Source organism: Rhodoferax koreense (assembly GCF_001955695.1).
GTDB classification, from domain to species: domain Bacteria; phylum Pseudomonadota; class Gammaproteobacteria; order Burkholderiales; family Burkholderiaceae_C; genus Rhodoferax_B; species Rhodoferax_B koreensis.
Genome location: NZ_CP019236.1, coordinates 3,658,995 through 3,682,519 on the forward strand (window position 1 = coordinate 3,658,995; position 23,525 = coordinate 3,682,519).

The following is a 23,525-nucleotide window of genomic DNA, read 5'->3' on the forward strand; positions in this document are numbered from 1 at the left end:
GGCCCCCGGTGGCTTGGCGCGAAGCTCAGCCGTTGAGTTGCTGCTCGAGTTGGTGCAGCACCTTGTAGCACGGCAACACGCTGGCCACGCTCGAATTCGGCTCGCGGCCATCCTTGATGGCGGCGAAGAATTCGCGGTCCTGCAGTTCGATGCCGTTCATCGACACATCCACCTTGGACACGTCGATCTTTTCGTCCTTGCCGGTGAACAGGTCGTCGTAGCGCGCGATGTAGGTCGCGGTGTCGCCGATGTAGCGGAAGAAGGTGCCGAGCGGGCCGTCGTTGTTGAACGACAGGGACAACGTGCAGATCGCGCCGTTGGCGGCCTGCAGCTGGATCGACATGTCCATGGCGATGCCCAGCGTCGGGTGGATCGGGCCTTGCACGGCGTTGGCCTTCACGATGGGGCTGCCAGCCTGGTAGGCGAACAGGTCGACCGTGTGGGCCGCGTGGTGCCACAGCAGGTGGTCGGTCCAGCTGCGCGCCTGGCCCAGCGCGTTCATGTTGGTGCGGCGGAAGAAATAGGTCTGCACATCCATCTGCTGGATGTTGAACTCGCCCGCCTTGATCTTGTTGTGCACGTACTGGTGGCTGGGGTTGAAGCGGCGCGTGTGGCCGCACATCGCCACCAGGCCGGTCTGCTTCTGCAGCGCGGCCACTTCCTCGGCGCCCTTGAGGCTGTCGGCCAGGGGAATCTCGACCTGCACATGTTTGCCGGCCTTCAGGCAGGCGATGCTCTGCTCGGCGTGCATCTGCGTCGGCGTGCACAGGATCACGGCATCGACTTCCTTGAGCGCGAGGCTGTCTTCGAGCTTGGTCGTGACGTGTTGGATGCCGTACTTGTCGGCGACTTCCTTGGTCTTTTCCAGGTCGCGGCTGATCAGCGAGACGACTTCGACGCCGTCGATGTTCTTGATGCCGTCCAGGTGTTTGATGCCGAAAGCGCCGGCACCGGCGAGTGCTACTTTGATGGTCATTTAGTTGTTCTCCAGGATGAGATGGCCAACGGCCGTGTTGGACGCGGGCACGTGGTAGAAGCGGTTCTTCACGGTGGGCGCGGGGCCACCGGCCACGTCGCTCATGGCGCCGCGCGCGATCAGCCACATCACGAGTTCGATGCCTTCGGAGCCGGCTTCGCGCACGTAGTCGATGTGCGGCACGCTGGCCAGGCCTTCCGGATCGCTGATGAGGCGGTCCAGGAACATGTTGTCGAACTCCTTGTTGATCAGCCCGGCGCGCGGGCCCTGCAGCTGGTGGCTCATGCCGCCGGTGCCCCAGATCTGCACGTTCAGGGGCTTGTCGAAGGATTCGACGGCCTTGCGAATCGCCTTGCCGAGCTCGAAGCAGCGCCGGCCAGAAGGCACGGGGTACTGCACCACGTTCACGGCGAACGGAATCACCGGGCAGGGCCAGGCCTCAGGCTGGCCGCACATTAGCGACAGCGGTACGGTGAGCCCATGGTCCACGTCCATCTTGTTGACGATGGTGAGGTCGAAATCCTGCTGGATGACGGACTGCGCGATGTGCGCGGCCAGTTCGGGATGGCCGATGACCTTGGGCACGGGGCGTGGGCCCCAGCCTTCGTCGGCCGGCGTGTATTCGGCCGCGGTGCCGATGGCGAACGTCGGAATCATCTCCAGGCTGAAAGCCGTGGCATGGTCGTTGAAGACCAGGAAGATGACGTCCGGCTTGTTGTCCTTCAGCCATTGCTTGCCGAAGTCGTAGCCCTGGAACACGGGCTGCCAGTAGGGTTCCTGCGTCTTGCCCAGGTCGAGTGCGGCGCCGATGGCGGGCACGTGCGAGGTGTAGACGCTGGCGGTGATCTTGGCCATGTCGTGTCAATCCTTGTGGGTTTGCGGGGCGGTCATTGTTCCGAGCCCGGCGTTTTGGGATGCGGCGCGGTGCCGCTGGCGGGCAATGGGCTCTTCTTCAACAGACGCCCGGCTTCGCCCTGCGGCTGGTTCTCGGCCTGCGCGTCGCCGTGTTCACCGACGATGCGGTTGCCGTCGGCGGAGCGGCCGCCACCGATCATCATGTTGCGGTATTCCTCTTCCGTCATGCCCGTCATGCTGCCGGCCATCTGCTGGAAGCTGCGGCCGTCGGTGGCACCGATCTTGGCCAGGAAGTAGATGTTGCCGCCGAGCGAGATGCAGCGGTTCAGGTCGCGCGCGAGCACGGCCTGCTTCTGGTCTTCGCTCATCGGCCACTCGTCGAGATAGGCGCGTTCATCGGCCTTGAAGCGGCTGCGGTTTTCAGCCTTCATCAGCGACATGCAGAACTGGTTCAGGTGGTAGCCGAGACGCGATTGCTCGGCGTCGAAGATCGTCGTGCCTGGCACGTCCAGATAAGGCTTTTCCAGGGACATCTTCAGCTCCAGTAGAGGCGATTGGGGTTATCGACCAACAGCTTCTTCTGCAGTTCGGCCGTGGTCGCGATCTGCGGAATGTAGTCCACCAGCAGGCCGTCGTCGGGCATGTGGTCTTTGAGGTTGGGGTGCGGCCAGTCGGTACCCCACAGCACGCGGTCGGGGAAGGTTTCCACCAGGTGCTTGGCGAACGGCACCACGTCGGTGTAGGCGTGTTGTTCGCCGTTCAACGCCTTGGGGCCGGCCACGCTCAGGCGCTCGGGGCAGCTCACCTTGCTCCAGATGTTTTCGTGCTCGCGCATCATCTTCACGAACAGTGCGAACTCGGGGCCGTCCACCGGCTTGGTGACATCGGGCCGGCCCATGTGGTCCACCACCACCGTGGTCGGCAGGCTGGTGAAGAAATCGTAGTGCTCGGGCAGGTCGGCGGCTTCGAAGTAGATCACCACATGCCAGCCCAGCGGCGCAATGCGGTGGGCGATTTCGCGCAACACCTCACGCGGCGTGGAGTCGGCCAGGCGCTTGACGAAGTTGAAGCGCGTGCCGCGCACGCCGGCGGCGTGCATTTCCTGCAGCTCGGCGTCGGTCACCAGTGCATTCACCGTGGCCACGCCGCGGGCCTTGCCGTTGGCGGCCTTGAGCGCGTCGACCAGCGCGCGGTTGTCGCTGCCGTGGCAGGTCGCCTGCACGATCACGTTCTTGTCGAAGCCGAGGTGGTCACGCAGCGCAAAGAGTTGTTCCTTGGAGGCGTCGCAGGGCGTGTACTTGCGTTCGGGCGCATAGGGGAACTTGTCGCCGGGGCCGAACACGTGGCAATGCGCATCGACGGCGCCGGCAGGCAGCTTGAAGCGCGGCTTGCTCGGGCCATCGAACCAGTCGAGCCAGCCTGCGGTCTTGGTGAAGTCACCAGCGGTGGGTTTGGACATGATGGATTCCTTGGTTCGGTTCAGTCGATGTACTTCAGGCCGGCCTTTTCGAGCGGGCCGCGCATGTTGTACATGTCCAGCCCCAGGACGCCCGAGGCCAGCTTGTTGCGCTTCTCGCCTTCGTTGGCTTCGCGCGCGGCGGCATCATCGGCCACCTTGCTCACCCATTCGGCTGGCACCACCACCACGCCGTCGTCGTCGGCCACGATGGCGTCGCCAGGATTGACCAGCGCGCCGGCGCAGACCACAGGGATGTTCACCGAGCCGATCGTCGCCTTGATCGTGCCCTTGCTGCTGATGCACTTGCTCCAAACAGGGAAATTCATCTCCTTCAGCGTCTTCACGTCGCGCACGCCGGCGTCGATGATCAGTGCCTTGGCGCCACGCGCCTGGAAGCTGGTGGCCAGCAGGTCGCCGAAGTAGCCGTCGGTGCATTCGGCGGTGATGGCGGCCACGACGATGTCGCCGGGCTGGATCTGCTCGGCGACGACGTGCATCATCCAGTTGTCGCCCGGGTGCAGCAGCACGGTGACGGCGGTGCCGGACACCTGCGCGCCGGCAAAGATGGGCCGCATGTAGGGCTTGAGCAGGCCGACGCGGCCCATGGCTTCATGCACGGTGGCCGAGCCGAGGGCGGCCAGGCGTTCCGTGGCCCCGCGGTCGGCGCGGGTGATGTTGCGTTTGACGATGCCGAGTGTGGTCATGGTGATCTCCTGAATTTGATTGACTGGCGCGGGGATTTACTGGCCCTTGGCCTTGAGCAGCTTGTCGAGCCGCGGGAACACGCGGCGCGTGTTGCCTTCGTAGATCTGGTGCTTGTCTTCGGCGCTCAGGATCTTGCTGGCCTCGATGTAGCGCTTGGTGTCGTCGTAGTAGTTGCCGGTTTCGGGATCGATGCCGCGCACGGCGCCGATCATCTCGGAGGCGAACAGAACGTTCTTCACCGGGATGACCGTGTTCAGCAGGTCGATGCCGGGCTGGTGGTAGACGCAGGTGTCGAAGTAGATGTTGTTCAGCAGATGCTCGGACAGCAGCGGCTTCTTCAGTTCCTGCGCCAGGCCGCGGAAACGACCCCAGTGGTAGGGCACCGCGCCGCCGCCGTGCGGAATCAAAAAGCGCAGCGTGGGGAATTCCTTGAACAGGTCGCTGGTCAGGCACTGCATGAAGGCCGTCGTGTCGGCATTGAGGTAATGCGCGCCGGTGGTGTGGAAGGCCGGATTGCAGCTGGTGCTGACGTGGATCATGGCCGGGATGTCGTACTCGACCATCTTCTCGTAGATCGGGAACCAGGCCTTGTCCGACAGCGGGGGCGACTGCCAGTGGCCGCCGCTCGGATCCGGATTCAGGTTGATGCCGACGTTGCCGTATTGCTTGATGCACTTGTCCAGCTCGGGAATGCAGGTGGCCGGATCGACACCGGGTGACTGCGGCAGCATGGCCACGGGCACGAAGTTGTCCGGAAAGAGTTGCGAGACGCGGTAGCAGAGTTCGTTGCAGATCGCCGCCCAGGTGCTCGACACGTTGAAGTCGCCGATGTGGTGCGCCATGAAGCTGGCACGCGGCGAGAACAGCGTGAGGTCGCTGCCGCGCTCCCTCATCAGGCGCAGCTGGTTGGTCTCGATGGATTCGCGCAGCTCGTCGTCGCTGATCTTCAGGTCGGCCACCTTTGGCATGACGGACGGGTCCTTGATGCCGGCGATTTGCTGGTTGCGCCAATTCTCCAGCGCCTTGGGCGCGGTGGTGTAGTGGCCGTGGCAGTCGATGATCATGTCTGTGTCTCCTGGTCTGAAAAAATGAAAATGAGGATCGGTGAAGCGCGAGTCAATGCGCCGGCACGCTTCCTCGCGCTTCTGCGGCGGAAGCGGCCGAGGCGCTTTCCGGATGCGCCCACTGCTTGATCAGCAACGCTACGGTGGCGATCAGGCCCGGCACGGCCACGACCGTGAATATCTGACCGAAGCCGAGTTGGCGCAAGGCCAATTCGGCCACGAGGAAGGATCCCGCGATGCCGCCGAAACGGCCGATGCCCAGCATCCAGGCGACACCGGTTGCACGGCCTTGTGTCGGATAAAAGGCCGCCGCGAGCGCCGGCATCGAAGACTGCGCCGTATTCATGATCGCACCCGCGACGAAAACCATGCTCACCAGCAGCCAGTCCTGCCCGACCACCTGGCCGACGAGGTAGATCGACGCCGCGGTGAGGGCATAACCCGCGGCGATGATGCGGTTGGCGTTGAAGCGGTCCATCAACCAGCCGAACAGCACCGCACCGACGCCGCCCAGCGGAAACAGCGCAGAGACCAGCGTCGCCTTCTGTGGCGCCATGCCCGCGTCCTTGAGCAGAATGGGCATCCAGTTGATGAGTGCGTAGAAGATCACCAGGCCCATGAAGTAGGCCAGCCACAACATCACCGAGCCGAGCAGGTAACGCTTGCTCAGCACGACGGCCAGACCGGTCTGGCCGCCGCTCACGGGCTTGGCCTCGGAGAGCACGAAGGATTTGGCCTCGGCGGCTTGGGGGGAGATGCGCACCAGCACGCGCCGCACCTTCTCCACTGGCCGACCGCGCGCCACGAGGTAACGCACCGACTCGGGCAGCAGCCACAGCATCAAGGCGGCCAGCACCAGCGGCGCGGCGCCCCCCAGGTGCAGCACGCTGCGCCAACCCCAGTGCGGGATCATCCACGAGGCCAGGAACCCCCCGAAGGCCGCTCCCAGCGGAAAGCCGCAGAACATGGCGTTGGTCAGCATGGCGCGCTGGCGGTCGGGGCAGTATTCGCTGGTCAGGGTCACGGCGTTCGGCATGGCCGCGCCCAGGCCCAGGCCGGTGACGAAACGCAGCACGGTGAGTTCGGTCAGGCTGGTCGCGTAACCCGAGATCGCACAGGCGATGCCGAAGACCAGCACCGAGACCGTCAGCACCAGCTTGCGGCCGAACTTGTCGGCCAGCGGGCCGGCACTGAGCGCGCCAGCGGCCAGACCGAACAACGCCGCGCTGAGCACCGGAGCCAGCGCCGGCTTGGCCACGCCCCACTCACCAATCAACGATGGCGCGATGTATCCGATGGCCGCGGTGTCGAAGCCGTCGAGCAACACCACCAGGAAACACAGTAAAAAGATCAACCACTGGTAGCCGGAAAAACGGTGCGTGTTGAGAAACACCTGCACGTCGAGCGCACCGCTGGCCGGCTGGCCACCGCGCGCGGCCACGATAGGAGAAGCTGTTTGCATAGACTGAAATTCTAGGCAGCCAAGGCTGGCGTGCGGTAGGACGAAGCCACTAGCTACTATGCCGTTTTTAGATAACCGATAATTCGATATGTAAAAAGTTGAGTCCAAACGCCATCGAGCCAATCCATGGACCTGAAACAGATCGAATCCTTCGTGCGCGTGGCCGAACTTGGCAGCTTCACGCGGGCGGCCACAGCACTCGGGATCCCCCAGCCGCTGCTGAGCCGGCACGTGCGCCTGCTCGAGGTCGAACTGCGGCAGAACCTGCTCTTGCGCAATGGCCGCGGCGCCACGCCGACCGAAGCCGGCCGCGTCTTGCTGGAGCATGGCCGGGGCATCCTGCACCAGGTCCAGCGCGCGCGCGAGGAACTCGGCCGCGTTCGCGGCGCGCTGGAAGGCCGCGTGGCGATTGGCCTGCCGCCGAGCATCGCCAAAATCCTCACCGTGCCGCTGACGCGTGAATTCCGCGTGCGGCTGCCGCTGGCGGCGCTGTCGATCAGCGAAAGCCTGTCGGTGGCGATGCAGGATTCGCTGGTCACCGGCCGGCTCGACATCGCGCTGCTTTACAACGCCGTGCCCACGCCCGGCGTCGAACTCAGCCCCCTGCTCGAGGAGCCGCTGTACCTGGTGCAGCGCCGCCGTCTGGATGCGCCAGCCGAGGCGCCCGGTGACATCGCCGGCGGCATCAGCCTGCGCGAACTCGCCACCCTGCCGCTGGTGATCCCGACGCGGCCCAACGCCATCCGCATGATGGTCGAGTCCGAACTCGCCGCCATCGGCTGCCAGCCGGTGATCGCGCTCGAAATCGACGGCGTGGCCGCGATCCTGGACTTGGTCGCCGACGGCGCCGGCAGCGCCGTGTTGTCGATGAACGCCGTCGTCACCTCCGGCCGGCCCACGGCCTTCATCACCCGTCCCATCCATTCCCCCGCGCTGCAAAGCAAGCTGTCCGTGGCCGTGAGCGCCCAGCGGCCCACCACGCTCACGCAGAAGGCCATGCTGGAACTGATCCGGCAGACGGTGCAGACGCTGCTGAACCCGGCGGGGCTGCCCATGGCGCACGAGCCCGCCGACGCGCCCAAGCCGATCACCCGCTGAAACCCGAAAAGGGCCGAAAGGCTATTGCTTGGCGATCTTCGCGCGCGCGATCACATCGCTCCAGCGCTTGATCTCGCCGTCGAGTTGCGCGTGCAGTTGCTCGGGCGTGCTGCCCTGGGCCACGAGGTTCAGGTCGAGCAGCTTCTTCTTCACGTCGGCCTGCGCCACGGCGGCGTTGACTTCCTTGGCGAGTCGCGCCACCACGTCCTTCGGCGTGCCGGCGGGCGCGGCCAGGCCGTTCCAGGAGGCGACGTTGAAGTTGGCCAGGTTGCCGCCCGTCTCGCGGGCCGCGGGCACATCGGGCAGTTGGGCCGCGCGCTTGTCGCCGAGCACTGCCAGCGGGCGCAGCGCCCTGGCGGTGATCTGCGGCATCAGCGGGCCGAGGATGTCGATGGCCGCGTCGATCTGGCCGCCGCGCAGCGCGGTGATCACCGGTGGCGTGCCGTTGAAAGGCACGACCTGGGCCTCGACGCCGGCGGTGATCTTGAACAGCTCGGCCGCGAGATTCTGCGTGGTGCCGATGTTGGGCGTGCCGATGTTGAGCTTGCCCGGGTTGGCGCGCGCGAAGGCCAGCAGTTCGGCCAGGGTCTTGAAGCGCCCGGTCTCATTGACCACGATGGCCAGGTCGAAGGTGGCCAGCATCGAGACCGGCGCGAAATCCTTCAGGGTGTCGAACGGCAAAGACTTGAACAGCGCCTGGCTCACGGCCGTGCCGCTGGAGACCAGCAGCAGCGTGTAGCCATCGGCCGGTGCGCGCGCCACCACTTCCCCGGCCACCACGCCACCCGCGCTCGGCCGGTTGTCGATCACCACGGCCTGGCCCATGGCGTCGGCCATTTTCTGGCCGACCGTGCGCGCGGTCAGGTCGGCCGCGCCGCCGGCCGCGTTGGGCACCACGATCTTGATCAACTTGCTGGGGAAGGCCTGGGCATGCGCCATGCGCGAACCCGTTGCCGCCGCCAGCCCCAGCGCCACCGCGCCGCCGATGAATGTTCTTCTTCGTCCGTTGGGCTGCATGCCTTGTCCTCCTTTCCGATGGTTCAGCGGGCCACGCCCAGCAACTTGTCGAGCAATTCGGGCTGTGCGCGCAGATCCTGCGCGGTGCCGCTGTGCACCACGGTGCCGCGGTCCAGCACCACCGCGCTGTGCGAGATGGCGAGGATCGCCTGCGGATGCTGCTCCACGATGATGGCCGAGAGGCCCTCCTCGCGCGTGATGCGCGCGATGGCGCGCAGCAGTTCCTCCACGATGATCGGCGCCAGGCCTTCGAGCGGCTCGTCGAGCAACAGCAGGCGCGGGTTGAGCACCAGCGCGCGGCCCACGGCCAGCATCTGCTGCTCGCCGCCCGAGAGCTGGGTGCCGAGGTTGTTCTTGCGCTCGGCCAGTCGCGGGAACATCTGGTAGACGCGTTCAGGGGTCCAGGCCGGGTGTTTGCTGCCGCCACGGCCGGGTCGAGCCACGGCCGTCAGGTTTTCGTCCACCGTCAATGACTTGAAGATGTTGCGCTCCTGCGGCACCCAGCCGATGCCGGCCGCGGCGCGTTCGTGCGAAGCCAGCTTGTGCAGCGCGATGCCCGCGAGCCGGATGCTGCCGCCATGCTGGCGCGTGGCGCCAGCCAGCGTGTTCATCAGGGTGGTCTTGCCGGTGCCGTTGCGGCCCAGCAGGGCCAGCGTCTGGCCTTCACGCAGGGACAAGGAGACGTCGTGCAGCACGACGGCTTCGCCATACCCGGCACTGAGCTTCTCCACTTGCAGCAGGACGTCAGACATGGCTCGCCTCCTCTCCGTGGCCGAGGTACACGGCCTTCACCCTCGGATCGTTGGCGATCTCGTCCGGGTCGCCCTCCGTCAGCACCGTGCCGTTGACCAGCACCGTCATGCGCGTGGCGAAACTGAACACGAGGTCCATGTCGTGTTCGATCAGCAGCACCGACACATCGGCCGGCAGCGCGGCCACCGTTTGCAAGAGTTCCTCGCGTTCACCGGCAGGCACGCCGGCCACGGGTTCGTCGAGCAGCAGCACGCGCGGCTCGCAGGCCAGCGCGATGGCGATCTCCAGCAGCCGCCGCTTGCCGTAGGCCAGGACACTCGTCTTCTGGTGCATCACGCCGGTGAGACGGAACTGTTCGAGCAACTGTTCGCAGCGTTCCATTACGGCACGGTTGGCGCCCAGCGCCTGCCACCATTTGCCGCCGAGGCCGCCTTGTTGCGACACCACGGTCGCCAGCGTCTCCAGCGGCGTGAAGCTGTCGAACAGCTGGTTGATCTGAAAGGTGCGGACCATGCCGCGGCGCACCCGCTGGTGCGGCGCGAGCCTGGTGATGTCCAGCCCGTCGAGCGTGATGCGGCCCTCGGTGGGCTCCAGCACGCCGGTCAGCAGGTTGATCAGCGTGGTCTTGCCCGCACCGTTCGGGCCGATCAGCGCATGCCGCGCGCCCTGGCGCAGATGCAGCGTGACGTTGTTGGTGGCGGTGATGCCGCCGAACTGCTTGATCAGGCCCTGAGCGCTCAGCACCACGGGCTGGCTGGTCGATGTTGTCGCGGCGGTGTTCATGCCTTGCCACCCTTCGATGCACCGAACCAGGTCCAGGGGCGCAGCAGCCGCTCGCGCCCCACGAGCACCAGCACCACCAGGAACAGGCCGAGCCAGAAAGTCCAGTACTGCGGCGTGATCGACGACAACCAGTCCTGCATCAGCTTGAAGACGATGGCGCCAGCCACGCCGCCATACAGCCAGCCGACGCCGCCGACCACCAGGATCAGCATCACGTCGGCCGAGCGGTCGAAGGCAAACACGTCGAGCGACACAAAGCCCGAGGTCTGCGCCAGCAGCGCGCCCGCCGCGCCGGCCACCCCGGCGGCGATGGTGTAGATCACCGCCAGGCGCGACAGCACGGGGACGCCGATCGCCATGGCGCGCAGCCGGTTGTCGCGGATGGCCTTGAGCGTGGCGCCGAAGGGCGAATGCACCAGCCGCCGCGACAGCACGAAGAAGACCATCAGCACCACGATCGAATACCAGGCCGCCACGCGGCCATACAGGTCGAATTCGAACAGGCCCAGCACCGGCCCCATCACCACGCCCTGCAGCCCGTCGGCGCCACCGGTGAAGTCGGAGTACTTGTTGGCGATCTCGCCGAGGATCAGCGCCACGCCGAGCGTGACCATCAGCCGCGTCAGGTCGGTGCCGCGCATGATGGTCAGGCTGCACAAGGCACCCAGCGCGGTGGACAGCGCCACGGCCACCAGCAGGCCGACCACGGGATCGGGCATGACCAGCTTGGCGAACAGCCCGGCCGCATAGGCGCCCATGCCGAAGAACGCCGCATGGCCCAGCGACACGATGCCGGTGTAGCCCAGCACCAGGTCCAGCGAGACGGCGAACAGCGCCACGATGGCGACCTCGTTGACAATCAGCGCATGGCTCGGGAACAGCAGGGGCGCAGCCAGCGCAGCGAGCCACAGCAAGGGCTCCCAGACGCGCCAGCGGGCGCCGGCCAGCACGGCCGAAGCCTGGGTGGCGGTCTTCATGATTTGCCTCCCAGCCGCGAGAACAGGCCATGTGGACGCCAGATCAGGATGGCGATCATCAGGCTGTACACGATGAAGCCGCCGAGCTTGGGCACGTAATACTTGCCGGCCACGTCGGCAATGCCCAGCAGCAGTGCCGCCAGCAGCGGCCCGGTGATGCTGGAGGTGCCGCCCACGGCGACGACGATCAGAAAGTAGATCATGAACTTCAGGGGAAAGGTCGGGTCCAGCCCCAGCACCTCGGTGCCGAGCGCGCCGCCCAGGCCGGCCAGGCCGGAGCCCACTGCGAAGGTGGAGAGGAACACGATGTTGACGTTGATGCCCAGGCCGGCGGCCACGCGCTGGTCGTCCACCGCGGCGCGCAGCCGGCTGCCGAAGCGGGTGCGCGCGAGGATGAACTGCAGCGCCACCGTCAACGCCGCGCAGACGGCGATGATGAACAGGCGGTAATGCCCCATCCCCAGCAGGCCCAGCGGGGTGTCGAATTCGGAGCGACCCTTGAGGTAAGCCGGCAACTGGATGATCTGCTGCGACGAGCCCATGAAGTAATCCATCGCCGCCACGGCCATGAAGGTCAGGCCGATCGAGAACAGCACCTGGTCCAGATGCGGCCGGCGGTACATCGGCCGGTACAGGGTGCGCTCCAGCACCGCGCCCAAAAGGCCGGAGACCAGGAACGCCAACGGCAGGCAGACAAGGAACGGCACCTGCAGGCGCTGCATCAACAGCACCGTGGTGTAACCGCCGACCATGGCAAACGCACCATGCGCCAGGTTGATGAAGTTCATCAGCCCCATGGTCACGGCCAGACCGACGGCCAGCACGAAGAGCAGCATGCCGTAGGCGATGCCGTCGAAAAGAATGGTCAACATAGTAGGCACACCCCCAAGTCGCTCACTGCGTGTCGCTCCATCGCCCTTGCAGGGGGCGGCACGCTGCGGCCTGGCAGAGCCAGTTCCGCGGTGCCCTGGAATGGGACACGCTCTTCATGAAGGAGCGCGGAGTGCATGAAGCGTGGTTACTTGTTCTTCCCCGGATCTTTGACGTCCTTGATCACGTCGAATTCCACGTTGTAGAGCCCGCCGTTCTTCTTCTCGACCTTGCGCAGGTAGATGTCCTGCACGATGTCGCGGGTCTGCGCGTCGATGAAGATCTTGCCGCGCGGGCTCTCGAAAAGTTGACCCTTCATGGCCGCGAGCAAGGCGTCGCCGCCGCCCTGGCCCTTGGTGGCCTTGAGCGCGTCGTAGATCACGTGCATGCCGTCATAGCCACCGACGGCCATGAAGTTCGGCCGCAATCCCTTGTTGGCTTTCTCGAAAGCCTCGACGAACGCCTTGTTCATCGCCGAAGGATGCGCCGCCGAGTAGTGGTGCGAGGTGACCACGCCGAGGGCGCCGTCGCCCATGTCGTTCAACTGGTCGTCATCGGTGATGTCGCCGGTGCCGATCAGCTTGATGCCGGCCTTGTCCATGCCGCGCTCGAGGAACTGCTTCATGACGGCCGCGCCCGCGCCGGACGGCACGAAGACGAACAGCGCGTCGGGCTTCGCATCACGCACCTTCTGCAGGAACGGCGCGAAGTCGGGGTTGCGCAGCGGCACCCGCAGCGACTCCGTGACCTCGCCGCCATTGAAGATGAAGCGTTCCTTGAAATACTTTTCCGCGTCCAGGCCCGGGCCATAGTCGCTCACCAGGGTCACGACCTTTTTGATGCCGTTCTTGGGCACCCAGTCGGCCAGCGCCACCGAGGCCTGCGGCAGCGTGAAGCTGGTGCGCACGATGTAGGGCGAAGCCTGGGTGATGCTGGAGGTGGCGGCTGCCATCACCACCAGGGGCGTCTTGGACTGCGTGGCGATCGGCGCCGTGGCCATGGCCGAAGGCGTGATGCCCATGCCGGCCAGCACGTTGACCTTGTCGTTGACCACCAGCTCCTGCGCCAGGCGCTTGGTGACGTCGGGCAGGCTGGTGTCGTCCTTGACGATCAGCTCGATCTTCTTGCCGGCGACGGTCGTGCCGTTCTGCGCCATGTAGAGGCGGGCGGCCGCCTCGATCTGGCGGCCGGTCGTGGCCTGCTGGCCGGTCATCGGCAGGATCAGGCCGATCTTGAAGGTGTCGGCCTGCGCCAACGCGCCATGGCTGGCACCAAGGGCCGCAAGCGCGAGCGCGGCGGAAAGAAGGGTTCGTTTGTGCATGGTGTCTCCAGGGGTGTCGTTACGGAAATCGACGATTCGAAGCGCGGATTAAACAGCAAGATTTCCAGGCTGTGCGCGGCTTCGCGGGTAATCGATGAGGGCGGGTCGCTATAACTGTTATCTACATTCGGGCTATCCGGCGTTACATCAGCTGCGCTTGCGGATCAACCGCACACCCGGCACCTGGTGCAAGTAGGGGCCATGCACGGCTGCGCGCATGTTCTGCTGCGCGATGCGCGAGTGTTCCCGCATCAGCGCCTCGGCCCGCGATCCCTCGCGGTGCTCGATGGCGTCGAGCACCTGGCGGTGCTGGTGCTGGGCCACGATGAACATGTCGCGCGCCTTCGGCGAGTTGGCCTGCACCACGACGAAACCCGATACCGATGCGAACGGCAGCCCGGCGACGCGTTCGAGTTCACGCGCGATCACCGCGCTGCCCGACATCTCGCCGAGCAGCGCGTGGAATTTCTCGTTGAGCGCCACGTAGCGCGAGAAGTCGTCATCGCTGAGCGCGGGCTCGGCCAACAGGGCATCGATCTGCGCCAGGCATGCGTTGGCTTCGCCGAGCAAGAGCGGCGCCGCACCGCGCTCGGCGGCCAGCCGGGCCGACAGGCCTTCGATGGTGCCGCGCAACTCGATGGCCTCCGACACGTCGCGTTCGGAAAAGGTCTTGACCGCGTAACCCCCGTTGGGCAGGGCCTCGAGCAGCCCCTCCTGTTCGAGCCGCATCAGCGCGGCGCGGATCGGCGTGCGGGAGACGCCCAGCCTTTCCACGATGGCGAGTTCGGCGATGCGGCTACCGCCGGGCAGGTCGCCAGCCAGGATCATTTCGCGCAGCCGCAGCTGGGCCTTCACCGCCTGCGAGCCACCGGCTTCGGCGGGCTCGCTGGCCAGGGTGGGCAGAACGGGCGAGATGGGTGAGATGGGCAGCGTCATGGCGAGCCCCCGGTCATCATGGTGATCAAAATACGCGATGTATACATTAAGAGAAAAGCTCACCAACCAACGTCGATCTGCCGTGGCACCGCATCCGGTGGACCTGGATTGCAACTCAGGCGTACCGGCCCGTCAATACCGGGTAAACACGGATGCCCGCGCCATGGACAGCCAACGACCCGATGTATACATTGACGGCCCCGCTGCATCCTTTTCACGCCCATCCTTGGAGACCACATGACTTCCCTCCCCGCCCGTTACGACCACGTGGGCAGCTTCCTGCGTCCCAAATACCTGCTCGACGCCCGTGCGCAGAAGGCGGCCGGCAGCATCACGCCCGAGCAGTTGCGGCTGGTGGAGGACCGCGCCATCACCGAGATCGTGAAGTTCCAGGAAGACGTCGGCCTCAAGAGCATCACCGACGGTGAATTCCGCCGCACCTATTTCCACATCGACTTCCTCGACCAGCTCGGTGGCGTGAAGACCGACATCCCCGTGACCATCCGCAAGCCCGACGGCACCGAGGAACTGGCCCCGCCGGCCATGCGCGTCATCGACAAGGTGCGCCACGTGAAGGACATCCAGCGCGCCGATTTCGAGTACCTGAAGAGCCAGGTCAGCGCCGGCAACACGCCCAAGGTGACCATCCCGTCGCCGACCATGCTGCATTTTCGCGGCGGCCGCGCCGGCATCAGCCGCGCGCACTACCCCGAGCTCGACCCGGACTTCTACCAGGATGTGGCCAATGCCTATGGCGACGAACTGCGCAGCCTGGCGGCGGCCGGCTGCACCTATGTGCAGATGGACGACACCAACCTGGCCTACCTGTGCGACGAGCACATGCGCGAGGCCGCGCGCCAGCGCGGAGACGACCCGAACGAGTTGCCGCACCGCTACGCCAAGTTCATCAACCTCGTCGTGGCGCAGAAGCCCGAAGGCATGCTCCTGGCCATGCACCTGTGCCGCGGCAACTTCAAGAGCACCCACGCCGCATCCGGCAACTACGAGCCCGTGGCCGAGGCGCTGCTGTCCGAGATGAACCTGGACGCCTATTTCCTAGAATACGACGACGACCGCAGCGGCGACTTCAAGCCCTTGCGCTTCCTGCCCAAGGGCAAGACCGCCGTCCTGGGCCTGGTGACCACCAAGTTCGGCGCGCTGGAGAGCAAGGACGACCTCAAGCGCCGCATCGACGAAGCCGCGCGTTATGCCCCGCTGGAGCAGCTCGCCCTGTCGCCCCAGTGTGGCTTCAGCAGCACGGTGCACGGCAACGACATCGCGGTGGAGGCGCAGCGCGCCAAGCTGCGCCTCGTGGTGGAAACGGCACAGGAAGTCTGGGGCCAAGGCTGAGTGGGCGCGAGGCTCTGGTAGCCTCGCCCGCATGCAACCGACGACCGCCACCACCCACGCCGGCAGCCTGCTGAGCAGCTGGCTGCCGTCGCTGTCGCAGCACTTCCTCTTCGGCGCGCTGGCGGTGCTGGCGTACGTGATCACCACGCGCTCGCGGCGCGAGCCCCGCGCACCGACCACCGCCATCGCCTGGGTCATGGGCCTGGCGCTGCTGCCGTACCTCATCCTGCCCATGTACCTGATGTTCGGCCGGCGCAAGGTGCGTCCGGCGCAGCAGCCACGGCCGCGGCGGACGGTGGCGGCCGCGCACTGGGCGTCGGACCTGATCGAGAGCTTCGACCTCGCCCCGCCGAGCCTGTGCGACATCCACCTGCATGCCGACGGCCTGGCCGCGCGTGACGGTCTGTGGGACACCATCGCCAGCGCCCGGCAGCGGCTCGACGTGTGCACGTTCATCATCGGCAAGGACGCACTCGGCAGCGAGACCGTTGCCCGGCTCGCGCAGCGCGCGCGCGAAGGCATCCAGGTGCGGGTGCTGCTCGACGGCTTCGGCGCGATGCAGCTGCCGCGCCGTTACTTCGACACCCTGCGCGAGGCCGGTGGCGAGGTGGCGGTGTTCCGCCCGTTGTTCAGCCTGCGCGTCACCGGCCCGCGCAACCTGCGCAACCACCGCAAGCTGGTGGTGGCGGACGACCGGCTGCTGTGGTCCGGCGGACGCAACCTCGCCGGCGAATATTTCCTCGGCAAGGACGACGGAGAGCCGCCGTGGATCGATGTCTCCTACACCATCCGCGGCGGCGTGGCGGCGGCGGCAGCGCACCAGTTCGAGCAGGACTGGGCCTCGGTGCGCCAGAAGCCGCCACGCAGCATCGCCGCCGTGCACGAACTGCACCACGGCAAGGCCGCACAGTTCCTGCCCAGCGGGCCCGACCAGGTGGAGGACACGGCGCACGCGCTGCTGATCGACGCGTGTTTCCGCGCGGAGCGGCGCATCCTGGCCGTCACGCCCTACTTCATCCCGGACGACAGCCTGCGCGATGCCCTGCGCCTGGCCGCGCGCCGCGGCGTGGAAGTCACGCTGATCATTCCCGCGCGTTCCAACCACCGCCTGGCCGATTTCGCGCGCACCCGCGCCATGCGCGACCTGGCGGCGGCCGGCGTGGCCTTCGTCATGCTGCCGTTCATGGCGCATGCCAAGGCGTTGGTGGTGGACGACAGCCTGGCCCTGTGCGGCTCGATCAATCTCGACCTGCGCAGCCTGCTGCTGAACCACGAAGCGGCCGTGGTGTTCTACGCCACGGCCGACATCGCCTGGCTCGCCGATTGGCTGCAGGCGCTGGCCGCGAAGGGCGCGCCATACGCGCCGCGCCCACCGGGCCTGTTGCGCGACGTGGCCGAGGGCCTGCTGCTCACGGTGGCATTCCAGCTTTAGGGCAGGTCGAGCGATAATTGAGAATTCTTCTCATCGCCACCCGCCATGTCTCTCCCCGCCCTTCCCACTTCTACCCAGGAACTCGCCGCCGTCAGCGCCACCCAATGGGCCGCCGTGCTGGCCGGCGAACCCGCCGACGCCGCACTGTGGATCGCCGCCGCGGCCCGGCTCGGCAGCCTGGAGGCGCAGGCGGTGTGGGGCCAATGGTTGCTCGACGGCCGCGGCGTCGAGCGCAATCCGGCCGAAGGTTTCAAGTGGTTCCTCAAGGCCGCCTACCAGGGCCATGCCATGGCGATGAACATGACCGGCCGTTGCCTGGAAAACGGCTGGGGCACCGAGATCGACGGACCCGCCGCGGCGATGTGGTACCGCAAGGCCGCCCAAAAGGGCCTGGATGCGGGCATGTACAACTTCGCGAACCAGTTGGCCGAAGGCAAGAGCGTGCCCAAGGACGAGGCCGCCGCGCTGGCGTGGTACCGCCAGGCCGCCGACCTGAACCATGCCAAGTCGATGACCAAGATCGGCCGCTTCTATGAAAACGGCATCGTGGTGGAGAAGGACCTGGACGCGGCCTTCTTCTGCTTCGAACAGGGCGCGCGCGGTGGCGACTTCCGGGGCCAGTTCAACTATGCCGGCATGCTGGCCGAGCGGGGACGCATGGAAGAGGCCTTGCAATGGCTGCGCAAGGTGCCGCTGACCGCCACGCCGGCCTACATGGCGTTGGTGGGTTCGCGACTGCGCGCGTCACCGAACGCTGAATTCCGGGCCGTCGGCGAGCAGATGCTGGCACGCGCGGCCGCAACCTGACGGCGCCGAATCCGCAAGGCGGCAGCACGTCTTTTGACGCAGCGGAAATGGGCTGCGTCCCTTAAAATTCGCCATGCGCTTTTCCACCAGCACCTTCCTCGATATCCCGACCTCGCATCGCGCCACGCCAACCAGGTCACGGATCGACAGCGTACGGGAAGCGCTGCGCACCGGCGGCATCGAAAACGGCCTGCGCGAACTCAACCTCGGCGTGCCGCACCGCTATTCGGGCATCTTCAGGCTCGACGGCGACCTGCTGCAGAACACCCACATGGTCGACAAGCAAGGCTTGCCGCGGCCGGACGGGCTGGAAACCGTGGTGCTGTCCGACAGCTTCTGCCAGATCGTGCTGCGCGACGGCTTCCTGCTGGCCGACCACTCGGGCCGGGACCCCCGGCTCGCCGCCAGCCCCTACCAGAACATCGTCGTCGCCTACCATGGCGTGCCGATCCTGGACAACGCGGGTGAGCTGTCGGGCACCTTGTGCCATTTCGACATGGTGGAACAAAGCATTTCCGATGCCGAGTTCGCCTGCCTGCAAGAGGCCGCCCGGCTGTTCGCCGGCCTGCTCAGCCGCCGCAGCTGAGGCGCTTCAGCGCGGATCAGGTCCGCAAGCACGATTCAAATAGATGACATACAATTTATTGACATATCATCTTTTAGCCATCCGGCACGCGTTCTTGTGGCCCTGCACGACCCATCCCCTCGCAACGAAATCGGCAAGCTCATCGGCAAGACGGCGCGCCAGTGGCGCCGCACGGTAGACAGGCAACTCCTGCCCTTCGGCCTGACCGAGGCCACCTGGCTGCCGCTGCTGCACGTGGCCCGGGCCGCGGCGCCGATGCGGCAGAAGGAACTGGCGGCCTCGCTCTCGCTCGACAATTCCTCGGTGGTGCGCCTGCTCAACGAACTGCAGGCCGCCGGCCTGGTGGAGCGCCGCGAGGAAGGTGTCGACCGCCGAGCCAAGGCCATCGTGCTCACCGAACTCGGCCGCACCACGGTGGTCAAGGTAGAACGCTCGGCGCGCCAGGTGCGTGAGAAGGCACTGGCCGGGCTAAGCGATGCCGAATTGCATGCCGCCAGCCTCGTCATCGCGCGCATCTTCGAGTCGCTGCAGGCGATGGTGCCCGCCGAGGCGGCGGCATGAGCCCGCCGCCATGCAGCGCCGTCGCGGCGCATGGCCCGTCCGCCAAGCCCGGCAACCCCGCCAAGCCAACGATGCCCAAGGTCCCGCTGTGGCTGCTGGCGCTGTTCACCTTCAGCGGCACGCTGGCCATGCACATCTTCGTGCCGGCCCTGCCCTTCGCGGCGGAAAGCCTCCACGCGAGCGTGGCCGAGATGCAGCTCACCGTGAGCCTGTACATCGCCGGCCTGGCCGTGGGGCAACTCATCTACGGCCCGTTGTCCGACCATTTCGGCCGCCGGCCGATCCTGATGATCGGATTGGCGCTGTATGCCGTCGCCGGCGCCGCGGCCTCGCTGGCGCCCGACGCGCACCTGCTGATTGCCGCGCGGCTGTTCCAGGCGCTCGGAGGCTGCGCCGGCCTGGTGCTCGGCCGCACCATCGTGCGCGACACCACCACCTTCGAGGAATCCGCGAAACGGCTGGCGCTGATGAACCTGATGGTCACGGTCGGCCCGGGCGTGGCGCCCATCGTGGGTGGGCTGTTGGCCTCCACACTCGGCTGGCGCTCGATCTTCTACCTGCTGACCGCGATGGGCCTGGTCAACATGCTGCTGGCCTGGAGGATGCTGCCCGAAACCGGCCGGGTGGCCGAGCAGGCCAGTACCGACCTGCGCGCGCTGGCCGGCAACTACCTGGACTTGCTGAAGTCGCCGGCCTTCATCGGCTACTCGCTCGGCGGCGGCTGCGCCACGACGACCATGTATGCCTACGTGGCCTCCGCGCCGTTCATCTTCGTGCACCAGTTGCACCGGCCCGCGCAGGAAGTCGGCTTCTACCTGGCCTTCCTGATCTTCGGCATCTGGATCGGCAGCGTGCTGGCCACCAGGCTGGTCACACGGGTACCGATGGGGCGGCTGCTGGTGGTGGCCAACGGCATCAGCGTGCTCGCGGCCTGTGCCTTCCTGGCGCAGGCTTGGTTCGATGACCTGAGCGTGGCCGGCGTGCTGGCCACGATGTTCGTGTTCACGCTCGGCATGGGCGTGGCCTCGCCCGCGGCGCTGACCGAAGCGATCAGCGTGAACCCGCGCGTCACCGGCTCGGCCTCCGGGCTTTACGGCTTCACCCAGATGGCCGTGGGCGCCATTTGCACCGCGCTGGTCGGCTTCGGCTCGGACCCGGCGCTGTCGGCCGGACTGGTGCTGGTCGGCGCCGGCATCGTCGGCCAGGCCGGCATCTTCGTCGCCTCGCGCGACATCAAGAGGTTGCGAAGCAGTTCTGCAGCCGCTCGGTGAAGGCGCGCTTGGCCGGCTCGTCGATGAAGCTGGCCTCGAAGCTGTTCGCGGCCAGTTGGTACGCGTGTTGCGCGGTCAGGCCGGTGGCGGCGAAGGTCTGCACGAAGTTGTCGTTCATGTAGCCGCCGAAATAGGCCGGGTCGTCCGAATTGACCGTGGCGGCCAGGCCGGCGTCGAGCAACTGGCCCAGGTTGTGGTCGGCCAGGTCAGGAAACACGCACAGCTTCTGGTTGGACAAGGGACACACCGTCAAGGCGATGCGGTCCTGCGCCAGGCGCCGCATCAAGGCCGGGTCCTTGACCGACTGCACACCATGGTCGATGCGCTCCACCTTGAGCACGTCCAGCGCGGCCCAAACGTAGGCGGGCGGCCCTTCCTCGCCCGCATGCGCGACCAGGTGCAGGCCGAGTTCGCGGCAACGCGCGAACACACGCGCGAACTTCTCCGGCGGATGGCCGACCTCGCTGGAATCCAGGCCCACGCCGATGAACTTGTCGCGCAACGGCAGCGCCTGCTCCAGCGTCTCGAAGGCCTCCTCCTCGCTCAGGTGGCGCAGGAAACACAGGATCAGCGCGGCGCTCACGCCGAGTTCGGCCTTGGCATCCACGCACGCGCGGTGCAGGCCGTTGATCACGGTTTCCATGGCGATGCCGCGCGCGGTGTGCGTCTGCGGGTCGAAGAACAGCTCGGCGTGGACCACGTTGTCGGCCGCGGCGCGCACGAAGTAGGCGCGGGCCATGTCGTAGAAGTCCTGCTCGGTGATCAGCACGCTCGCGCCGGCGTAATAGATGTCGAGAAAACTCTGCAGGTTGGTAAAGGCATAGGCCCGGCGCAGCGATTCCACGTCCGGGTAAGGCAGCGTGATCTTGTTGCGCTGCGCGAGCGCGAAGATCAGTTCGGGCTCGAGCGATCCCTCGATGTGGATGTGCAGCTCGGCCTTGGGCATCAGGCGCAGCAACTCGGGCAGGCGCTCTGGGGAAATCGGGGGGACGGTGAACATTCAGCAGACTCCAAAGGTGATGCCGCTGCCCTGGAGGAAGCGGCGGTAGGCGGATGATGCCTTGTCGGCGGCGGTATGCAACTCGGCGCGCAGGTCCAGCGGCAACCGCTTCGGGCTTTGCGATTCGAGCACGGGCTGGTCCTGGGTGAAGATGGTGTGCTGGAAGGCCTGCAGCTTGGCGTCCGGCGATTCGAAATCGGCCACGGCCAGGCGGAACCACACACGGCTCGTCTCGGGCGTGAGCGGGCAGACGTACAGCGCGATCGACTCGCGCCAGCCGGCCACCGCCGTGCGGCCGGCTTCGGGCACCTTGGTCAGCACGGCCGCATAGGGTGCGGTCACCTCATAGGTGTATTCGACCTGGGCCGCGCCCGTGGCATGCACGCTCGACTGCGGCTGCCACGCCTTGCAGCCGGTGGCGCGGATACCGGTCGGCGTGGGTGCCACCTGGTAGTCGTCGATGGCCGTGGCGTTGCGCGCGCCGAGCCAGCCCTCGTGCACGAAGCCGAAGTGCGCCATGTCGAGGAAGTTCTCGACGATGCGCGGCGCACTCGTCGCCACGTCGTACGGCCCGCAATTGAGCTTGCGCAGTTCGGCGTCGTCTTCTGCGGCAAACGCCGGCAGATCGAGATCGCCCTGCGCGAGCCGCACCCAGACCAGGCCCCGCGCCTCACGCGCCTCGAAGTTTCTGGCGCAATGCGCGGCCGGCGGCACGAAGGCCGGCAGCGCCGGCACGCGCACACACCGGCCGCCCGCGGTGAACTGCCAGCCGTGGTACGGGCATTCGAGCCGGCCGTCGGCCACCCGCCCCAGGGAGAGCCGCGCGCCGCGATGCGGACACTGGTCGGCGAACGCCTGCACGGCACCGGTGCTGTCTCGCCACAGCACGAGGTCGTGTGCCAGCAGGCACACCGCCAACGGGGCTTGCTGCAGCGCATCCGCCAGTGCAACGGGATGCCAATGGCTGGCCTCGATCATTCCAACATCTCCAGAAAAAAAGGCCGCCCGGGGGCGACCTTTCGTCACAGCCCAGAGGCCGGGTTACTTCTTGTCGCCGGGCACCTTACCCTCGACGCCCTTCACGTAGAAGTTCACGCCGCCCAGGAACTTGTCGTCGGCGACCGCGTCCTTGGCCACGATTTCCTTGCCGGTGTTGTCCAGGATCGGGCCCTTCCAGATCGCGAAGCTGCCGTCCTTCAGGCCCTTCTTGACCTCGTCGATCTTGGCCTTGGTCGCGTCAGGCACGTCGGCCGCGATGGACACCATGTCGATCGCGCCTTCCTTCACGCCCCACCAGCTCTGGCCGGTGGCCCACTTGCCGTCGAGCGCGTCCTGCGTGGCCTTGATGTAGTAAGGCGCCCAGTTGATGACGGCCGAGCCGAGGTGGGCCTTGGGGCCGTAGGCGGTCATGTCCGAATCCCAGCCGAAGGCGCGTTTGCCCATCTTCTCGGCGGTCTGCAGCACGGCGGAGGAATCGGTGTTCTGCATCAGCACGTCGGCGCCGCCGTTGATCAGGGCGGTGGCGGCTTCGGTTTCCTTCGGCGGGCTGAACCATTCATTGACCCACACCACCTTGGTCTTGACCTTGGGGTTCACCGACTGGGCGCCCAGCGTGAAGCTGTTGATGTTGCGCAGCACTTCAGGAATCGGGATCGAGGCCACCACGCCCAGGGTATTGCTCTTGGTCATGGATCCGGCGATCACGCCGGCCATGTACGCGCCTTCGTAGGTGCGGCTGTCGTAGGTGCGCATGTTCTCGGCGGTCTTGTAGCCGGTGGCGTGCTCGAACTTCACATCCTTGAAGTCGGCGGAGACCTTCAGCATCGGCTCCATGTAGCCGAAGGTGGTGCCGAAGATGAGCTTGTTGCCCTGGCTGGCCATGTCACGGAACACGCGTTCGGCATCGGCCGACTCGGGCACCTTCTCGACGAAGCTGGTGACGATCTTGTCGCCCATTTCCTTCTCGAGGGCCTTGCGTGCGTTGTCGTGCGCGAAGGTCCAGCCGCCATCGCCGACCGGGCCGACGTAGGCGAAAGCGATCTTCAACGGCTCTGGCTTCGGTGCTGGCGCGGATGCTGCGGCAGCCGCGGGCGCTGGCGCGGGCGCAGGTGCCGGCTCTTCCTTCTTGCCGCAGCCGGCGAGGGCCGCGGCGGCGGCGGCCGTGAGTGCCGCAAGCTTCAGCATCGAACGTTTGTTCAGGTCGGTCATTTCAAATCTCTTTCAGGCGAAGTCACAGGGAGGG

The 23,525-nt window shown here is 66.4% G+C and carries 24 protein-coding genes; 7 read left to right on the forward strand and 17 right to left on the reverse strand.

The genetic code is table 11. The annotated features are described in order from the left end of the window. Positions 1-25 precede the first annotated feature (25 nt). The 7 genes from RD110_RS16975 to RD110_RS17005 are packed head-to-tail and all read right to left on the reverse strand — an operon-like array spanning position 26 to position 6,521. On the reverse strand, positions 26-976 hold the full coding sequence (locus RD110_RS16975) for a Gfo/Idh/MocA family oxidoreductase (RefSeq protein ID WP_076200564.1): 951 nt from the start codon (positions 974-976) through the stop codon (positions 26-28). Beyond that, positions 977-1,831 carry a class III extradiol dioxygenase subunit beta gene (locus RD110_RS16980; protein WP_076200565.1) on the reverse strand — a complete coding sequence of 285 codons (855 nt, stop codon included), beginning with the start codon at positions 1,829-1,831 and terminating at the stop codon, positions 977-979. Between the two features lie 32 nt (positions 1,832-1,863). After that, complete coding sequence (ligA, locus tag RD110_RS16985; protein WP_076200566.1) at positions 1,864-2,364, reverse strand: protocatechuate 4,5-dioxygenase subunit alpha; 501 nt, start codon at positions 2,362-2,364, stop codon at positions 1,864-1,866. A 2-nt stretch (positions 2,365-2,366) separates the two neighbouring features. Next, on the reverse strand, positions 2,367-3,290 hold the full coding sequence (locus RD110_RS16990; RefSeq protein ID WP_076200567.1) for an amidohydrolase family protein: 924 nt from the start codon (positions 3,288-3,290) through the stop codon (positions 2,367-2,369). 20 nt (positions 3,291-3,310) lie between these two features. Then, positions 3,311-3,994, reverse strand: a complete 684-nt coding sequence (ligK, locus tag RD110_RS16995; protein WP_076200568.1) for a 4-carboxy-4-hydroxy-2-oxoadipate aldolase/oxaloacetate decarboxylase — start codon at positions 3,992-3,994, stop codon at positions 3,311-3,313. Positions 3,995-4,030: 36 nt separating this feature from the next. Continuing rightward, complete coding sequence (locus RD110_RS17000) at positions 4,031-5,059, reverse strand: amidohydrolase family protein (RefSeq protein ID WP_076200569.1); 1,029 nt, start codon at positions 5,057-5,059, stop codon at positions 4,031-4,033. A 52-nt stretch (positions 5,060-5,111) separates the two neighbouring features. Continuing rightward, a complete protein-coding gene (locus tag RD110_RS17005; protein ID WP_076200570.1) occupies positions 5,112-6,521 on the reverse strand; it encodes an MFS transporter in 1,410 nt (469 codons plus the stop codon). Between the two features lie 126 nt (positions 6,522-6,647). Between RD110_RS17005 and RD110_RS17010 the strand changes: the two genes are divergently transcribed. After that, a complete protein-coding gene (locus tag RD110_RS17010; RefSeq protein ID WP_076200571.1) occupies positions 6,648-7,619 on the forward strand; it encodes a LysR substrate-binding domain-containing protein in 972 nt (323 codons plus the stop codon). Positions 7,620-7,640: 21 nt separating this feature from the next. Here the strand turns inward: RD110_RS17010 and RD110_RS17015 are convergent, their stop codons facing one another. From RD110_RS17015 to RD110_RS17045, 7 genes are all read right to left on the reverse strand, one after another. Beyond that, positions 7,641-8,636 carry a tripartite tricarboxylate transporter substrate binding protein gene (locus tag RD110_RS17015; RefSeq protein ID WP_076200572.1) on the reverse strand — a complete coding sequence of 332 codons (996 nt, stop codon included), beginning with the start codon at positions 8,634-8,636 and terminating at the stop codon, positions 7,641-7,643. A 23-nt stretch (positions 8,637-8,659) separates the two neighbouring features. Next, positions 8,660-9,388, reverse strand: coding sequence for an ABC transporter ATP-binding protein (locus RD110_RS17020; protein WP_076200573.1), 729 nt, complete (start codon positions 9,386-9,388; stop codon positions 8,660-8,662). Beyond that, positions 9,381-10,172: an ABC transporter ATP-binding protein gene (locus RD110_RS17025; RefSeq protein ID WP_076200574.1), complete on the reverse strand. Its 792-nt coding sequence runs from the start codon at positions 10,170-10,172 to the stop codon at positions 9,381-9,383. Before RD110_RS17025 ends, RD110_RS17020 begins: the two co-directional genes overlap by 8 nt. Continuing rightward, positions 10,169-11,149: a branched-chain amino acid ABC transporter permease gene (locus RD110_RS17030; protein ID WP_076200575.1), complete on the reverse strand. Its 981-nt coding sequence runs from the start codon at positions 11,147-11,149 to the stop codon at positions 10,169-10,171. Before RD110_RS17030 ends, RD110_RS17025 begins: the two co-directional genes overlap by 4 nt. Next, on the reverse strand, positions 11,146-12,021 hold the full coding sequence (locus tag RD110_RS17035; RefSeq protein ID WP_076200576.1) for a branched-chain amino acid ABC transporter permease: 876 nt from the start codon (positions 12,019-12,021) through the stop codon (positions 11,146-11,148). Before RD110_RS17035 ends, RD110_RS17030 begins: the two co-directional genes overlap by 4 nt. Positions 12,022-12,167: 146 nt before the next feature. Continuing rightward, the gene (locus RD110_RS17040) at positions 12,168-13,340 is read right to left on the reverse strand and encodes an ABC transporter substrate-binding protein (RefSeq protein WP_076200577.1); all 1,173 of its coding nucleotides are present in this window, start codon (positions 13,338-13,340) and stop codon (positions 12,168-12,170) included. A 147-nt stretch (positions 13,341-13,487) separates the two neighbouring features. Continuing rightward, a complete protein-coding gene (locus RD110_RS17045) occupies positions 13,488-14,276 on the reverse strand; it encodes a GntR family transcriptional regulator (RefSeq protein ID WP_083686319.1) in 789 nt (262 codons plus the stop codon). A 237-nt stretch (positions 14,277-14,513) separates the two neighbouring features. Here RD110_RS17045 and RD110_RS17050 point away from each other — a divergent pair, with 237 nt between their 5' ends. The 6 genes from RD110_RS17050 (at position 14,514) to RD110_RS17075 (ending at position 20,283) form a co-directional block, all read left to right on the forward strand. Continuing rightward, positions 14,514-15,626: a 5-methyltetrahydropteroyltriglutamate--homocysteine S-methyltransferase gene (locus RD110_RS17050; protein WP_076200578.1), complete on the forward strand. Its 1,113-nt coding sequence runs from the start codon at positions 14,514-14,516 to the stop codon at positions 15,624-15,626. A gap of 31 nt (positions 15,627-15,657) precedes the next feature. After that, the gene (locus tag RD110_RS17055; protein ID WP_083686320.1) at positions 15,658-17,058 is read left to right on the forward strand and encodes a phospholipase D-like domain-containing protein; all 1,401 of its coding nucleotides are present in this window, start codon (positions 15,658-15,660) and stop codon (positions 17,056-17,058) included. A 45-nt stretch (positions 17,059-17,103) separates the two neighbouring features. Then, a complete protein-coding gene (locus tag RD110_RS17060) occupies positions 17,104-17,865 on the forward strand; it encodes a tetratricopeptide repeat protein (protein WP_076200579.1) in 762 nt (253 codons plus the stop codon). A 73-nt stretch (positions 17,866-17,938) separates the two neighbouring features. Next, the gene (locus tag RD110_RS17065; RefSeq protein ID WP_076200580.1) at positions 17,939-18,451 is read left to right on the forward strand and encodes a GAF domain-containing protein; all 513 of its coding nucleotides are present in this window, start codon (positions 17,939-17,941) and stop codon (positions 18,449-18,451) included. Between the two features lie 96 nt (positions 18,452-18,547). Further along, positions 18,548-19,012, forward strand: a complete 465-nt coding sequence (locus tag RD110_RS17070) for a MarR family winged helix-turn-helix transcriptional regulator (RefSeq protein WP_239467056.1) — start codon at positions 18,548-18,550, stop codon at positions 19,010-19,012. Between the two features lie 71 nt (positions 19,013-19,083). Beyond that, positions 19,084-20,283 (forward strand): multidrug effflux MFS transporter, encoded by a 1,200-nt coding sequence (locus RD110_RS17075; protein ID WP_076205173.1) that lies wholly within the window; start codon positions 19,084-19,086, stop codon positions 20,281-20,283. Here RD110_RS17075 and RD110_RS17080 read toward each other — a convergent pair. From RD110_RS17080 to RD110_RS17090, 3 genes are all read right to left on the reverse strand, one after another. Next, a complete protein-coding gene (locus tag RD110_RS17080; RefSeq protein ID WP_076200581.1) occupies positions 20,246-21,283 on the reverse strand; it encodes an adenosine deaminase in 1,038 nt (345 codons plus the stop codon). The two genes, RD110_RS17075 and RD110_RS17080, sit on opposite strands and share 38 nt — an antisense overlap. Beyond that, positions 21,284-22,261, reverse strand: coding sequence for an aromatic ring-hydroxylating dioxygenase subunit alpha (locus RD110_RS17085; protein WP_076200582.1), 978 nt, complete (start codon positions 22,259-22,261; stop codon positions 21,284-21,286). 63 nt (positions 22,262-22,324) lie between these two features. Beyond that, a complete protein-coding gene (locus RD110_RS17090) occupies positions 22,325-23,491 on the reverse strand; it encodes a BMP family ABC transporter substrate-binding protein (RefSeq protein WP_076200583.1) in 1,167 nt (388 codons plus the stop codon). Between the last annotated feature and the right edge of the window lie 34 nt (positions 23,492-23,525).

Coding starts and splice junctions, on each gene's coding strand:
- RD110_RS16975 (WP_076200564.1), bottom strand. CDS start 976: ATGACCATCAAAGTAGCACTCGCCGGTGCCGGCGCTTTCGGCATCAAA.
- RD110_RS16980 (WP_076200565.1), bottom strand. CDS start 1,831: ATGGCCAAGATCACCGCCAGCGTCTACACCTCGCACGTGCCCGCCATC.
- ligA (WP_076200566.1), bottom strand. CDS start 2,364: ATGTCCCTGGAAAAGCCTTATCTGGACGTGCCAGGCACGACGATCTTC.
- RD110_RS16990 (WP_076200567.1), bottom strand. CDS start 3,290: ATGTCCAAACCCACCGCTGGTGACTTCACCAAGACCGCAGGCTGGCTC.
- ligK (WP_076200568.1), bottom strand. CDS start 3,994: ATGACCACACTCGGCATCGTCAAACGCAACATCACCCGCGCCGACCGC.
- RD110_RS17000 (WP_076200569.1), bottom strand. CDS start 5,059: ATGATCATCGACTGCCACGGCCACTACACCACCGCGCCCAAGGCGCTG.
- RD110_RS17005 (WP_076200570.1), bottom strand. CDS start 6,521: ATGCAAACAGCTTCTCCTATCGTGGCCGCGCGCGGTGGCCAGCCGGCC.
- RD110_RS17010 (WP_076200571.1), top strand. CDS start 6,648: ATGGACCTGAAACAGATCGAATCCTTCGTGCGCGTGGCCGAACTTGGC.
- RD110_RS17015 (WP_076200572.1), bottom strand. CDS start 8,636: ATGCAGCCCAACGGACGAAGAAGAACATTCATCGGCGGCGCGGTGGCG.
- RD110_RS17020 (WP_076200573.1), bottom strand. CDS start 9,388: ATGTCTGACGTCCTGCTGCAAGTGGAGAAGCTCAGTGCCGGGTATGGC.
- RD110_RS17025 (WP_076200574.1), bottom strand. CDS start 10,172: ATGAACACCGCCGCGACAACATCGACCAGCCAGCCCGTGGTGCTGAGC.
- RD110_RS17030 (WP_076200575.1), bottom strand. CDS start 11,149: ATGAAGACCGCCACCCAGGCTTCGGCCGTGCTGGCCGGCGCCCGCTGG.
- RD110_RS17035 (WP_076200576.1), bottom strand. CDS start 12,021: ATGTTGACCATTCTTTTCGACGGCATCGCCTACGGCATGCTGCTCTTC.
- RD110_RS17040 (WP_076200577.1), bottom strand. CDS start 13,340: ATGCACAAACGAACCCTTCTTTCCGCCGCGCTCGCGCTTGCGGCCCTT.
- RD110_RS17045 (WP_083686319.1), bottom strand. CDS start 14,276: ATGACGCTGCCCATCTCACCCATCTCGCCCGTTCTGCCCACCCTGGCC.
- RD110_RS17050 (WP_076200578.1), top strand. CDS start 14,514: ATGACTTCCCTCCCCGCCCGTTACGACCACGTGGGCAGCTTCCTGCGT.
- RD110_RS17055 (WP_083686320.1), top strand. CDS start 15,658: ATGCAACCGACGACCGCCACCACCCACGCCGGCAGCCTGCTGAGCAGC.
- RD110_RS17060 (WP_076200579.1), top strand. CDS start 17,104: ATGTCTCTCCCCGCCCTTCCCACTTCTACCCAGGAACTCGCCGCCGTC.
- RD110_RS17065 (WP_076200580.1), top strand. CDS start 17,939: ATGCGCTTTTCCACCAGCACCTTCCTCGATATCCCGACCTCGCATCGC.
- RD110_RS17075 (WP_076205173.1), top strand. CDS start 19,084: ATGCCCAAGGTCCCGCTGTGGCTGCTGGCGCTGTTCACCTTCAGCGGC.
- RD110_RS17080 (WP_076200581.1), bottom strand. CDS start 21,283: ATGTTCACCGTCCCCCCGATTTCCCCAGAGCGCCTGCCCGAGTTGCTG.
- RD110_RS17085 (WP_076200582.1), bottom strand. CDS start 22,261: ATGATCGAGGCCAGCCATTGGCATCCCGTTGCACTGGCGGATGCGCTG.
- RD110_RS17090 (WP_076200583.1), bottom strand. CDS start 23,491: ATGACCGACCTGAACAAACGTTCGATGCTGAAGCTTGCGGCACTCACG.